Origin of the sequence: Clostridioides sp. ES-S-0048-02 (assembly GCF_020658495.1) — a bacterium.
In the GTDB taxonomy this organism is placed as follows: domain Bacteria; phylum Bacillota; class Clostridia; order Peptostreptococcales; family Peptostreptococcaceae; genus Clostridioides.
Genome location: NZ_JACVWH010000005.1, coordinates 76243 through 90755, shown reverse-complemented (window position 1 = coordinate 90755; position 14513 = coordinate 76243). Strand labels below are relative to the sequence as shown.

The window sequence follows — 14513 nt, the reverse complement described above, 5'->3', positions numbered from 1 at the left end:
AATAAGAAGAAAGTAGTTTAAGAGGTGAAATGGTGTATAATATATTAATAGTAAAGTATGGAGAAATTGGAGTAAAAGGAAAAAATAGATATATATTTGAGAATAGACTTATAAGAAATATAAGAAATATGTTAAAGCCAATTGGCAAATTTAATGTATATAAAGAGTATGGAAGAATATATGTCGATTTAGAAGATTATGATTATGAAGAAGTTATTGAAGAAGTTAGAAAAGTATTTGGTATAGTAGGTGTATGTCCTGGAGTAAGAGCTAAAAAAGATTATGATACATTAAAAGAAATAGCTTTAAAGATGCTAGAAGAAAAAATAGATGCTGGATATAAAACTTTTAAGGTAGAGTCAAGAAGAGGAGATAAATCTTTTAGATTAACTTCTCAAGAAATGAGTATGGATATAGGTGGGTACTTATTATCAAAGGTAGGAGATAGAATTGATGTTGATGTAAGAAATCCAGAAGTTAAAATAAAATGTGAATACAGAGAATTTCATACTATGGTTTATAGTGATACTATACCTGGATACGGTGGATTACCACTTGGAACTAATGGTAGAGCGATGTCTCTTTTGTCTGGTGGTATAGATAGTCCAGTAGCAACATGGATGGTCGCAAAAAGGGGTATGGAAGTAGAAGCAGTGCATTTTCACAGCTATCCATTCACAAGTGAAAGGTCACAAGAAAAAGTTAAAGATTTAGCTAAGATATTAGCTAAATATTGTGGTAGAGTAAGGCTTCATAAAGTAAATATACTAGAAATACAAAAAGCAATTGGCGAGAATTGTAATGAAGAAGAAGCGACTATTCTTTCAAGAAGATTTATGATGAGAATAGCACAAAAACTTTCTGAAAAAAGACATTGTGATGCTTTGATTACAGGTGAAAGTATTGGTCAAGTTGCATCTCAAACTATACAAGGGCTTACTTGCACTAATGCTGTTGTAAATTTACCAGTATTTAGACCACTTATAGCTATGGACAAATCAGACATAGTTGATATAGCTAAGAAAATAGGGACTTTTGAAACATCTATAATACCTGAAGAAGATTGCTGTAGCGTATTTTCTCCTAGAAAACCTGTTACTAAACCTAGACTAGCAAAAATAGAAAAATCTGAGTTGTCACTTGATATTGAAAAATTAGTACAGGATGCAATTGACGGAATAGAGGTTGAAGACATAGAATTTTAATATGGAAGTGATTTAGTTATTTGGGGTAGGTGTTATATGTGATTCAAGTATTATATGTTGGTATTGGTGGATTTTTAGGAGCTATATTAAGATATTTAATATCTCTAAAGTTTGTAGGAACTAAGTTTCCATTTGGGACTTTGGTGGTCAATATTCTGGGTGGAATTTTAATTGGCTTTGTAATGGAAATGAGTATAAGGACAGATTCTATTTCTAATAATTTAAAATTGTTTTTGACAACTGGTTTAATGGGAGGACTAACTACATTTTCTACTTTTAGCTTCGAAACTGTAAAGTTTTTTGATAGTGGGAATTATATATTATTTGGACTAAACATATTTTTTAATTTGGCATTAAGTATTTTGGGAGTTTTTGTTGGAAGGACTTTATGTAGACACTTTATTACTGTATAGCAGATTAAATTAAACACTATAATTTTATTTAATGGGAATGATTATTATGAATAAAAAGGGTTTTACACTAATTGAATTATTGGTAGTTATATCTATAATAGGAATTTTGGTTATAGTTGCGTTACCAGCACTTTTTAAAAATATAGAGAAAAGTAAAGCAGTAACATGTCTTTCCAATAGAGAAAATATAAAGACTCAAATTGTTATTGCTGTGGCTGAGGAACCTAGCAAAGATAAAAAAGAAGTTATAAAAGATGTGTTAAAAAATACTGATGGTAAGTATTTTGAAACAGAGCCAAAGTGTAAGTCAGGTGGAACATATTCAGCAGAGTTTGATGATGGTTATGATGGAATAACTGGAGAAGAAAGTATTGCAAGAGTTTATGTTACTTGTACAGAACATCCAGATGGTGTTGAGATGGCTAGAGATGTACACCAAAGTATGATGGACTTGATTGCATCATTTGCAGTAGACCCTTCTGTAATACCAGGGCCTTCAAAGGGGAATGATGCTTTTAGAAATTATTTACTAAATAATAAATATAAAAATGGTTGGCCTACAATTCCAGATGAATTTAAAAAGAAATATAATTTAAGTAAGGCAACATTATATATACAACCATATGCATATAACCCTACTGAATCTGATGCTACTGTAGTTGTATTTGCAAATGATAAGACTGGAGGTAATTGGTACACATCTTTAGTTTATGATTATGATGAAGGTAGATGGTATAAAGGTAACAATGGTATTTCTGTTGCAGGTAGGTCATGGAATGTTGATTCAGCTGATGGTAAGACTAAATCTGTAAAAACAGAGATTCATACAAAAGCTGGTTGGGGTCCTTTAAATTAATATAGTAAATTTTATCAACTTTACTGGTATTAATCGTTCTATAGAAAAATGATATTTTCTATAGTTGAGTGATACCAGTTTTGTATTTAAGTTTATTTGTGAGGTAGATATATTGATGTTTTGATATTATAAAAGCTTCACATATAAACTAAAAATAATTATAATAAGAATATAAAGAAGTTTAATTATAAAATTAATTTTCTAAAGATTTGGTATTTAAACTAACAAATACATAAAAAGGGGAATCGATGTAATGAATAATTTACAAGATAATCAAACAATAAACTTGATAAAAGAACGTAGAAGTATACGAAAATTTACAACAGAGCAAATTACAGATGAACAATTAGATACATTATTACATTGTGCATTTGCAGCACCTTCAGGGTGTAATAAACAGCCATGGCACATAACTGTTGTACAAGACCAGAAACTTTTAAAAGAGATTAGTGATGATACTCTTTCTAGAATTCATGAAGTTAGTAACGTTGAAATAAATAAAAATTTTAAATTATTTTATGGTGCACCAACTGTTTTATTTATTTCTTATGATGAAGAGAGTTCATGGGCTCCATATGATGTGGGAATACTTACAGGAAACATAACAACAGCTGCACAAGCTTTAGGGCTTGGGAGTTGCATAATAGGAATGGTTAGGGGGCTATTTACACCTGTTGAGCAAGGGGATATTGTAGGTCTTGTTAGTGTATTGGATGACAATGATGTAAAAGAATCAGATTCAATAAAGATGAAGTTTGATACAAATAAAAAATATAGAGAATTACTAGATATACCAGAAGGATATTCTGTACCATTTGGTATTGCTGTTGGTGTCCCAGAAGGGAATTTACCACAAGCTAGAAATGTAGTTTATAAAGTCTCTAGAGTTTAGAATATTTGAGTAGGAGTAGTTATAATGTCTATATCTGTTAATACAAGAAGTACACATGTAAATCAGAGTAATTATAGCAATAAAAGTAATGACAAGTTAGAAAAGTTTGATGAGCAAATACAGAAGCTAGAAAGTTTTATCACAGATTTGAAAACTGATAAAAATATGGATTCTAAGATAAAAAATATGAAAATTGAAGCATTACAACAACAAATTAATGATTTGAAAAATCAAAAACAGGAATATGCAAGTCAATTAATCAAAGAGGGTACACTTAAAAAAGAATCTAAACAATCTGATATTAATCAAGAAAATTCTCAAGATAAATATGATTATGTAAAAGGATTAACTTACTATACCACAAAGACTTTAGTGTCATCTGATTGTGATATAAAAAATATTTCTAAAACTAATAGTATGAGAATTAGTTTATCTGATGATATTCGTACTAAGAATATGGAAATGAGTAGTCAAACTCGTCATTCACCTACCAAATTCGATTTATTTGAGAGTGGTAAATTAAGTAGCGGATTAAGCAAGATTAATATGTCTTTTGGAGAACAACTATATGCTAGTACAGATAAAATTAAAGATAATAATAAAATGAGTTTAATTAATTTAAGTATTATGTATAAAGAATATAAAGTCGAAAAAGATAAAAAAATAATAATAATATTTTAGAAAAAAGTGGTATAAGATTGAAATAAATAAAAAATCATGATACAATAAATGTAAAATAAAGGAAAAAGTGACCCTTAGTTATAAAAAAGTCACTATTTATATGATTAATAGTTTTTTTTACATATATATACATTTTTTAAAAAAAATTATATATATATGCTATTAAAATTATAATTATTTCTTTAACTTGTAAACAGTCGTTCTGTACTTTTACTGATAATCAATTATTAGAAGTGGCAAAAAATTTTGAATGGCTTTGATATACATTTTTTATAATATTCTTATAGTTTTTTTTACATAAAAAAAAACCCTTTTATAACAAACGGAAACTATAATAACCATAATTAAAATAATTATTTTAATTGAAATAATTATTTTAATTAAAAAATTATTGATACTCTAAACACATATCATACTTATATCACAACTAATTTTTATGAAATTGAAAACAATTAAAGTTAATTACTTTAAGTAATATAAATATATAAAATATCTTACTTTATTGTTTTTTAGGTTGTTTAATTCTACAAAAATAAAATTAAAATATTTAGTCTATAGAGCATTAATATCTTTGTGTAAAAATTAAATATATTTTTTATTTAATAAAAAGGATTTCAAGTGAAAATTAAATAAACTATAAAAACTTCACTTTTAAGATAGACTTCATAATAGATTAATTAGACTTTAAATAAATAGTTTTGATAAAGACTATGCAAAATAAAGTATGAAAAATCTGTTTGAAATAAAAAATATTGGAGGGGGATTTTTAATGAAACACAGATTGAGTAAACTAACATCTGTTTTGGCAACCTTAGCTTTAGTTGTTGGTGTAGGAGTACCATCATATGGACAAACTTTACCAGATAAAGTTAATAATGAAGTACTACAAAATACAGAGCGAAGATATGATATTAATGGAAGATATCAAGTAGATTTTCGTGCAAATATGGGAAATGGATATGTAACATTTTTCTCATTATTTGTCCCATGTGGTGGTAACTCATTAAATGTAAAATATGTATGGGGGACTGACCCAAAAGGAGGTTCTCAAGAAGGGTGGGTATTACAAGTTAATGGGGAAAAAGTTTCAACTATTTATGGAACAAGCTATGGATTTCCTAATGGCATACCATCTGCAGGGATAACAGGAAGTCAAATGACAGGAATTTATTCTTTTGTTACAAATCGAGACATGTCTGGAGTAAATTGGAGCTATACATCACCTAATACAGGTAATGGAAACGCTACAAGAACATCATATGCATCTACTGAGATTTCAAATGCAAAACTTTCTATTAAAGTAAATTATAAAAATAAAGAAACAGGAGCTATAGTTGGGTCATATACAACTCAAGTTCCAGCTAAGTATGGAAATAGCACTGTTACACCTGATACTACACAAATTCCTGCTGGATATAAATTAGATCCGGCAAGTCAATCTAAAGTAGTAAATCTTGTTCAAAATGGAGTTAATCCAAATGTAGTTGATTTTACAGTTATTCCTGATAATGCAGGAGTTCCAGAAGAAGATCGTGTTCTTATAGTTGGATTTAAAGATAAAGATGGAAATAATGTTGGAAGTACTTATATAGAAGAAATTCCAGATATACTAGGCTCACATGATGTAACACCAAACACATCAAAAGTTCCTAATGGTTATAAGCTTGATCCTTCTAATCAAACTCAGACTGTTAATTTACAACCAACAGGTCTTGACAAGAGTATTGTTTATTTTACAGTAAGTCCTGATATTCCACTTGTAAATCGTATAGTTACAGTTAACTTTAAAGATAAAGATAGTGGAGCAATAATTGGAGACCCATATACAGTTACACTACCAGCTGAATATGGAAATCATAGAGTGGAATCTGATTCTACAAAGGTACCAAATGGATATGTACTTAATCCAGATAATCAATTTGAAATGGTAAATCTTAGTACCAGTGGTCTTGTACCAGATAGAGTTTACTTTACAGTAAGTAAGATGCCTTCAGAAGCAGAACGTACTTTAACAATTGGTTTTAAAGATAAATATGGTAATATAGTTGGAGATACATACACAGAGGTTGTTAATGCTGTACTTGGAAACCATACAATAACTCCAGATTCTACAAAGGTTCCTGCTGGATATAAATTAGACCCAGCAAGTCAGTCTCAGACAGTTACACTTAATTCTTCTGGAATTAATCCAAATACAATTTATTTTACTGTAGCCGAAAAAACTTATAGGGTAGCTTATGTATCAAACTTCCCTTCAGGAGTAGCTGTTTCTGGTTCAGTACCAAGTGATACAACAGAATATAAAAAAGGAGATACTGTGACTGTTTTAGGAAATACTAATGGGCTTGATGCCGATACTTATACATTTGTAGGTTGGAGTACAGTTAGAAATGACCCATCAACAATATTATCAGGAACAATCACTATGGGAGAAAGAAATATCATATTATATGCAGTGTGGCAAAAAAATTAATAATATAAGTTGTTTATTATTGTAATTTATAAGTTAGAATCTTCTTTAATATTTATATAAGAATAAGATTCTAATAGTTATAAGAAATTCTGATATAGATTTTATCAGTATTTCTTTATTTTACAAAATGAAAAAATAAAATTATTTTTTAAACAAATAAGGAGGGTTTTGATGAATCAAAAGTTAAAAAAATTAACTATATGTATACTTACATTTGCTATAATTCCTTTAAATTATTCAAATGTTTTTGCTGAGTATGATTTAAATAAGATATTTAATAAGCAGATTCAAGATAAAAACTTAAGGAGAGTTAATAATATTACAATAACTTATGATGGTAATGGGGCTACTGGAGGAACGATAAATGAAGCTATACTTAGTGGAGGAGCGTTTATTCCTGGACCAGTAATAACAGGTCCAAAAGTATATGACCTTGATGATTTTGATTCTTATTTAGCACTAAGTAGTAACCTTACAAGAGGAAACTATCATACTGATGCTTGGAGTGTCTCAAGGGACCATTTGGCAAGTGGTACTCAACCATATGCAGGTGGAGAAAATATAGTAGCAGTAGGTATAGACAGAGATATAACACTTTACGCCATTTGGATTCCAGACTTTTTACAAGTAAGATATAACGGAAATGGAAATACTTCAGGTAATGTTCCATCAGATTCAAATAAGTATCATCAGAATGATAATTTGCAAATTAAAGAAAATGAAGGTAACCTTAAAAAAACAAATTATAAACTTACAAAGTGGAATACAAAAGCTGATGGCACAGGAAAATCTTATAATTTAGGCTCAAGTTTTGAGGTATTATTAAAAAATTATGACAATTTTAACATAGACCTTTATGCACAATGGGAATATGATTTGCAACTGGATGGTAATGGAGGAACAGGTGCACTTCCAGATTTGCCAAAACCAGGAGAGGCTGACAAATTCCCAGGGTCAGGTGGACTTATCAATGGTGATGAAGAATTCATAGGGTGGAATACAGAAGAAGATGGAAGTGGTACATCTTTTAAAGAAGGAGACCCTATTCCGCCAGATATCTCAGGAGATACAATATATGCACAATGGGGATATAAATTAGATTATAACTTAAATGGAGGAGCAGGAAGTATATCAGAAGAAAAACATAAAAAAGGCGCTGAAGTAACTGTTACAAGCCAGATACCATCTAAAGTTGGATCAATATTTATGGGATGGAATACAAAAAATAATGGTGAAGGGACTTCATACAGAGATGGTGATAAATTTAACCTTACGAAAAATACAACTTTATTTGCACAATGGAAAGAGGAATGTAGAATAACATATGATAAAAATGGAAGTACAGGTACAGCTCCAATAGATAATAATGTATATGGAAAAGGAGATGAAGTTACTGTACTTGGTGATAATGGTTTAGTAGCACCCTCTGGTAGAGGAGGAAATTTTTATTGGAGTACAAAAGCAGATGATACAGGCAGTAGATATAAATCAGGAGAAAAGTTTAACATAAAGGATATAAATACAACCCTTTATGCATTTTGGACAGATAAATACAGAGTTAAATATGAAAATAATGGTGGACAAGGAGATGTACCTGAAGATGAACTGCATGATGGAAATGCAAATACAAGTGTAAAAGCGAATACAGGAAATCTTACAAAAGAAGGATACAAATTTATTGGATGGAATACAAAACCAGATGGTAGTGGAACTCCATATAAAGGTGATGGAAGTGAGATAATTAATGTTGATGATAATATAACACTTTATGCTCAATGGGAAAAGATATCTGATAATTCAGGTGGAGATGATAATTCAGGTGGAAATAGTGGAGGAAGTAGTGGTGGAAGTAGTGGAGGCTCATCTACTAATACAACTAGCCCATCAGAAGAAAATTTGACAGGTGATGATAGATATGAAACTGCTATAAAAATAAGTAAAAGAGGTTTTGAATCAGCTGAAAATGTGATACTAGTAAATAGTACATCAATACCAGATGCCCTATCAGCAACTCCATTTTCATCTACTAAAAATGCACCTATTTTATTAACTGAAAAAAATAAATTAAATACAAATACAGAAGCAGAGATAAAAAGATTAAAAGCAAAAAATATTTATATAATAGGTGGAGAAAATACATTAAGTTCCGATTTAGAAAAAGAATTAAAATTAAAAGGGTTTACTATTGTAAGAATAGGTGGAGTGGATAGATATTCAACTTCTCTAAAACTTGCTAAAGAAATAGATAAAATAGTAGATGTAGAAAAAGTATCTGTAGTCAATGGACACGATGGATTAGCAGATGCAATAAGTGTTGGTGGTATTTCAGCACAAAATAAAACTCCAATAATTCTTACAAATGTAAAAAATGAGATGATATCTATTAAAAAATTTATAGATGAAGAAGAAATATCAAAATCTTATATTATAGGAGGAGAAACTTCTTTGCCAAAATCTATAGAAAAACAATTTCCAAATCCAAAGAGAATAGGTGGAGAAGATAGAAATAAAACAAATTCAAAAGTAATAGAAGAGTTTTATAAGGATAAAGAACTAAGAAATCTTTATGTAACAAAAAATGGGATGTTAAGAGAAAATGATTTAATAGATGCTTTAACAGTAGGTGTTTTAGCAGGTAAAAATAAATCGCCAGTAATGATTGTAGCAAAATCACTTGATGAGTCTCAAAAAACTTTAGTTAAAAGTAAGAAATTTGATAAGATAACTAAGGTAGGAGGAAATGGAAATGAAGATGCATTTAATGAGATAAAAAAATTAGTAAAATAGTATAATCTAAATAAGAATATTTTGTTGATTAAACTACACCAATAGTAATAAATTATAACCCTACTTTTATTTTTATTATAAGTAGGGTTATAATCTTACTATATTACTTATATTGTAGGGGGAAAAGATGAGAGAAGAACTAAACTCTTTAGATTTAAATCAGGTAGAAATTTTCTTTGAACTTTTATCTCAAAATACAGAAGATTATATTTTTTTTTGGGATATAAATAAGAATAATTTTAAAATATCCTCAACCGTTTTTGATGAATTTAATCTAAGTAAAGATATAGAATATGATTTAGTCGATTGTTGGAGCAAAATTATTTATCCAGATGATGTTCAAGTGTGGAAAGACGATATACAAGTCTTGCTAAATGGAGAAAAGGATGAACACAATTTAGAGTATAGATTAATAAACAAGTATGAAGAGATAGTATGGGTTTCTTGTAGAGGTAAAGCTTATGTATCAGATGATAAAAAAACTATAATTATGGTTGGTAGGATAAAGAATATAGGCGAAAAGAATAAATTTGATTCTATCACAGGGACATGGAATAGAGAACAATTTGAATACAGAATGAATTGTATTACAAAAGAGAAAATCTATACAAGTGGAGCTATGTTTATCATGGATATTGATAATTTTAAAAATATAAATGAGAAATATGGACACTCTTATGGTGACAAGGTTTTGCGTGCAATTGCTACAGAAGTTTTAGAATATTTACCTAAGGATGTTAGATTGTACAGATTAGATGGAGACGAATTTGCATTTTTTTACCCTATGTGCAATAAAGAAACTATAGAAAATTTATATGAAAAAATACAATTGTATACAAATACTCAGCATGAAATCGAATCAAATAAATATTATTGTACAATAACTGCGGGGGTTGCTATGTATCCAGAAGATGGAGATAATTATTTGGACTTATTTAAACATGCTGATATTGCGTTAGATATCGCAAAAATTGGTGGTAAAAATAGAATGAAGTTTTTTTCAAAAGAACTCTATGAAAATAAGTTAAAAGTAATTTCAATGCAACAGAAGTTGAGAGAGTGTGTTGAAAATGATTTTAATGACCTTGAATTATTTTTCCAGCCACAGGTAGATGCATTTAACAAAAATGTCATAGGGGCAGAGGCACTTTTGAGATGGCATTCAAATACTTATGGAGAAGTATCTCCTGTTGAATTTATACCAATACTAGAACAAAGTAATCTAATTATACCAGTAGGAAAGTGGATTATAAAAAAGGCTGTAAAACAGTGTAAAGAATGGCATAAAGTAAATCCAGATTTCAAGATATCTGTAAATGTATCATATATTCAACTAAAGGAAGATTTTTTTAGAGATTTTATAATAGAATGTTTGATAGAATATCAATTAAAACCTGAATTTTTAATTTTAGAATTAACAGAGAATTGTTGGGTACCAGATATAAATTTATTGAATGATAAGTTTATTAGTTTAAAAAGTATTGGAGTACATATTGCAATTGATGATTTTGGTACTGGATATTCATCTTTAAATTATCTTAAAGAGTTATCTGTTAATATAATAAAGATTGAAAGAAGTTTTGTTAAGAATATTACATATAATAGTTATGAACATACCTTCCTAGAATATATTATTAAATTAGCTCATATTATCAACTTAAAAGTTTGTGTTGAAGGTATTGAGTCCTATGAAGAATACAATATAGTGAAGAGTTTAGGTGTAGATATTATTCAAGGTTTTTTATTTGGTAGACCTGTAAGTGCATCTGAGTTTTATAGACTTCAATTATCAAATTGATGAGTGTAGATAAAGTATACTAAAAATAAGGTAAAATATAAGGTTTTTTAAATCTTATATTTTACCTTATTTTATTGTGATAACTATTAATCTCAAGTAGTATTAGCTATTATACACTTTTGCTCCAAACTTAGAGATTATTTCACTAGCTTTTTTAATATCTTCTTTGGTAGCATCAGGAACATCTTTTAATTCATAATCAATACCTAGATTTTCCCATTTGTGTATTCCCATAGAATGATATGGCAGTAATTCGAATCTCTCTACATTTTTTAATGTAGCAACGAATTTACCTAATTTTTCTAAGTTGTCTATATCATCAGTAATTCCAGGAACTAAAACATGTCTTATCCATACTGGAATATTTCTTGATTCTAAGTGTTTAGCAAGTTTTAAAGCTTTATCCATACCCACACCAGTCAAATCAATAGATTTTTCTTCAACCATATGTTTTAAATCAAGCAAAACTAAGTCAGTATTATCTAAAACTGAGTCTATAGTTTCTATATCTACAAATCCAGATGTATCTAGACAAGTGTGTATGTTATTTTCTTTAGCTTTTTTAAATAGCTCACTTAAAAACTCTGGTTGAAGAGTAGACTCGCCACCAGAAGCAGTAATACCTCCACCAGAAAACTTCATAAAAGAAGTATACTTAAGAGCATCAGTTATTATTTCATCAACTGTATATTCTTTTCCAGATTTGGTATCCCATGTATCTCTATTATGACAGTATTTGCATCTAAGAGGACATCCTTGAAAGAATAGTATGTATCTTATTCCTGGACCATCTACAGTACCAAATGTTTCTATAGAGTGTACTTTTCCCTTAATCATAGAGTTCACCTCACAATATATTTTGATAACTTTATTAATAGTTATAATATTTCTCTAAAAAAGGCCATCTTATACCAGAAATAATTCAAGTATAAGATAGCCATTTATTTTTATTTTCTACACAGTAGTAATCTTAGCTAAAGTATAAAAATTTAAAGACTAAGCCATTTTACCGTGGAATGTTCTGTTTATAACATCTAATTGTTGTTCTTTAGTTAATTTTATGAAGTTAACTGCATATCCAGAAACTCTTATAGTTAATTGTGGATATTCTTCTGGATGTTCCATAGCATCTTCTAAAGTAGCTCTATCAAATACATTAACATTTAAGTGATGAGCATTTTGAGCGAAGTAACCATCCATCATTGCAGAAAGATTATTTATTCTTTCATCCATATCTTTTCCTAAAGCACCAGGTACTATAGAGAAAGTATTAGATATACCATCTTGAGCATGCTCATATGGTAATTTAGCAACTGAAGATAATGAAGCTAAAGCACCATTAGTATCTCTACCATGCATTGGGTTTGCACCAGGAGCAAATGGAGCACCAGCTCTTCTACCATCTGGTGTATTACCAGTTTTCTTACCATAAACAACATTTGAAGTTATTGTAAGTATAGATTGAGTAGGATAAGAATTTCTATAAGTTTTATTTTTTCTTATCTTATTCATGAAGCTTTCAACTAGTTCTACAGCTATACTATCAACTCTATCATCGTTGTTTCCGTATTTTGGATAATCTCCTTCTATTTCGAAATCAACAGCTATTCCTTGTTCATTTCTGATAGTCTTAACTTTAGCATGTTTTATAGCAGATAATGAATCCGCACAAACTGATAATCCAGCCATACCACAAGCCATAGTTCTAAATATATCTCTATCATGTAATGCCATCTCTAATGCTTCATAAGAGTATTTATCATGCATATAATGTATTACATTTAAAGTATTTACATATAAGTTTGCTAACCAATCAGTAAATGGTTCAAATTTACTCATAACTTCATCAAAGTCTAAATACTCAGAAGTTATAGGCTCAAATCTTGGTCCAACTTGAGCACCAGATTTTTCATCAATACCACCATTTATAGCATATAATAAAGTTTTTGCTAAGTTAACTCTAGCTCCGAAGAACTGCATTTGTTTACCTATTTTCATTGCAGATACACAACAAGCTATACCGTAATCGTCTCCCCAGTATGGTCTCATTAAATCATCATTTTCATATTGAACTGAACTTGTATCTATAGATACCTTAGAACAGAAATCTTTGAATCCTTGAGGTAATCTAGTTGACCATAAAACTGTTAAGTTTGGTTCTGGTGATGGTCCTAATGTATATAGAGTATTTAACATTCTAAATGAGTTTTTAGTAACTAATGTTCTACCATCTACTCCCATACCTCCTATACACTCAGTTACCCAAGTTGGGTCTCCAGAGAATAAATTGTTGTAATCAGGAGTTCTTAAGAATTTAACCATTCTTAATTTCATAACAAAATGGTCCATATATTCTTGTAATTCTTCTTCTGTCACTGTTCCAGCTTTTAAATCTCTTTCAAAGTATATATCTAGGAAAGTAGACGTTCTACCTAAAGACATTGCAGCACCATTTTGGTCTTTAACAGCAGCTAAATAACCAAAGTATAACCATTGTACAGCTTCTTTTGAGTTAGTTGCTGGTTTTGATATATCAAAGCCATAAGATTCAGCCATCTTTTTAAGTTCATTTAAAGCTGATATTTGTTCAGTTATTTCTTCTCTTAGTCTTATAACTTCTTCATCCATGCAAGAAACTTCTAACGATTTCTTTTGTTCAATTTTATCTTCTATTAAGGCATCAACACCATATAAAGCAACTCTTCTATAGTCACCTATTATTCTACCTCTACCATAAGCATCTGGAAGACCTGTTATTATACCAGATTTTCTAGCAGCTCTCATTTCTGGAGTATATGCATCAAAGACTCCTTGGTTATGTGTTTTTCTATATTTAGTAAATATTTCTTTTATTTCAGGGTCTAATTCATATCCAAAAGCATCACATGAATTTTCAACCATTTTTATACCACCATATGGCATAACCGCTCTTTTTAAAGGGGCATCCGTTTGTAATCCAACTATTGTTTCTAATACTTTATCTAAATATCCTGGAGCATATGCAGCTATTCCAGAAATAGTTTTTGTATCTACATCTAAAGTACCACCATTTTCTCTTTCTTTTTTAAATAAGACCATTGCTTTGTCCCATAGTTTTTTAGTGTTTTCAGTAGCACCAGCTAAGAAAGAGTCATTTCCTTCATATGGAGAATAGTTTAATTGTATAAACTCTCTGACATTTACTTCTTTAGTCCATCTTCCTGTTTTAAATCCTTGCCATGCATTCATTAAGTATTTCCTCCTTAGATTTAAATGATAAATAATGTTGTTAAAATTAATTTTTATATACTTAATTTGTTTTATATATTTTTTTAAAAATATATTTTCTAATATAATAATAACATATTATGCGTATTCTGTATACAAGAAAAATAAAAAAATGTCGTTTTAAAGTATAAAACAAATTAT

Annotated in this window: 10 protein-coding genes; 8 read left to right on the top strand and 2 right to left on the bottom strand. The window is 29.3% G+C overall.

The genetic code is table 11. The features are described from left to right. The first annotated feature begins 29 nt into the window (after positions 1-29). From thiI to IC173_RS08655, 8 genes are all read left to right on the top strand, one after another. Positions 30-1205 (top strand): tRNA uracil 4-sulfurtransferase ThiI, encoded by a 1176-nt coding sequence (gene thiI / locus IC173_RS08695; protein ID WP_227855423.1) that lies wholly within the window; start codon positions 30-32, stop codon positions 1203-1205. 38 nt (positions 1206-1243) lie between these two features. Then, complete coding sequence (gene crcB / locus IC173_RS08690) at positions 1244-1618, top strand: fluoride efflux transporter CrcB (RefSeq protein ID WP_227433417.1); 375 nt, start codon at positions 1244-1246, stop codon at positions 1616-1618. 46 nt (positions 1619-1664) lie between these two features. Next, positions 1665-2474 (top strand): prepilin-type N-terminal cleavage/methylation domain-containing protein, encoded by an 810-nt coding sequence (locus IC173_RS20845; protein ID WP_285894571.1) that lies wholly within the window; start codon positions 1665-1667, stop codon positions 2472-2474. Between the two features lie 253 nt (positions 2475-2727). Beyond that, positions 2728-3366 (top strand): nitroreductase, encoded by a 639-nt coding sequence (locus IC173_RS08675; RefSeq protein WP_227433416.1) that lies wholly within the window; start codon positions 2728-2730, stop codon positions 3364-3366. Between the two features lie 24 nt (positions 3367-3390). After that, the gene (locus IC173_RS08670; RefSeq protein ID WP_227855422.1) at positions 3391-4047 is read left to right on the top strand and encodes a FlxA-like family protein; all 657 of its coding nucleotides are present in this window, start codon (positions 3391-3393) and stop codon (positions 4045-4047) included. Positions 4048-4816: 769 nt separating this feature from the next. Further along, complete coding sequence (locus tag IC173_RS08665; protein ID WP_227855421.1) at positions 4817-6520, top strand: hypothetical protein; 1704 nt, start codon at positions 4817-4819, stop codon at positions 6518-6520. A gap of 171 nt (positions 6521-6691) precedes the next feature. Further along, entirely contained in the window at positions 6692-9307 is a 2616-nt protein-coding gene (locus IC173_RS08660) for a cell wall-binding repeat-containing protein (protein ID WP_227433412.1), read from the top strand. A 127-nt stretch (positions 9308-9434) separates the two neighbouring features. Further along, positions 9435-11105 (top strand): GGDEF and EAL domain-containing protein, encoded by a 1671-nt coding sequence (locus IC173_RS08655; protein WP_227834729.1) that lies wholly within the window; start codon positions 9435-9437, stop codon positions 11103-11105. A 102-nt stretch (positions 11106-11207) separates the two neighbouring features. Here IC173_RS08655 and pflA read toward each other — a convergent pair whose 3' ends face one another. Then, on the bottom strand, positions 11208-11942 hold the full coding sequence (gene pflA / locus IC173_RS08650) for a pyruvate formate-lyase-activating protein (RefSeq protein ID WP_227433410.1): 735 nt from the start codon (positions 11940-11942) through the stop codon (positions 11208-11210). Positions 11943-12101: 159 nt separating this feature from the next. Beyond that, on the bottom strand, positions 12102-14333 hold the full coding sequence (gene pflB, locus IC173_RS08645; protein WP_227433409.1) for a formate C-acetyltransferase: 2232 nt from the start codon (positions 14331-14333) through the stop codon (positions 12102-12104). Positions 14334-14513 lie beyond the last annotated feature (180 nt).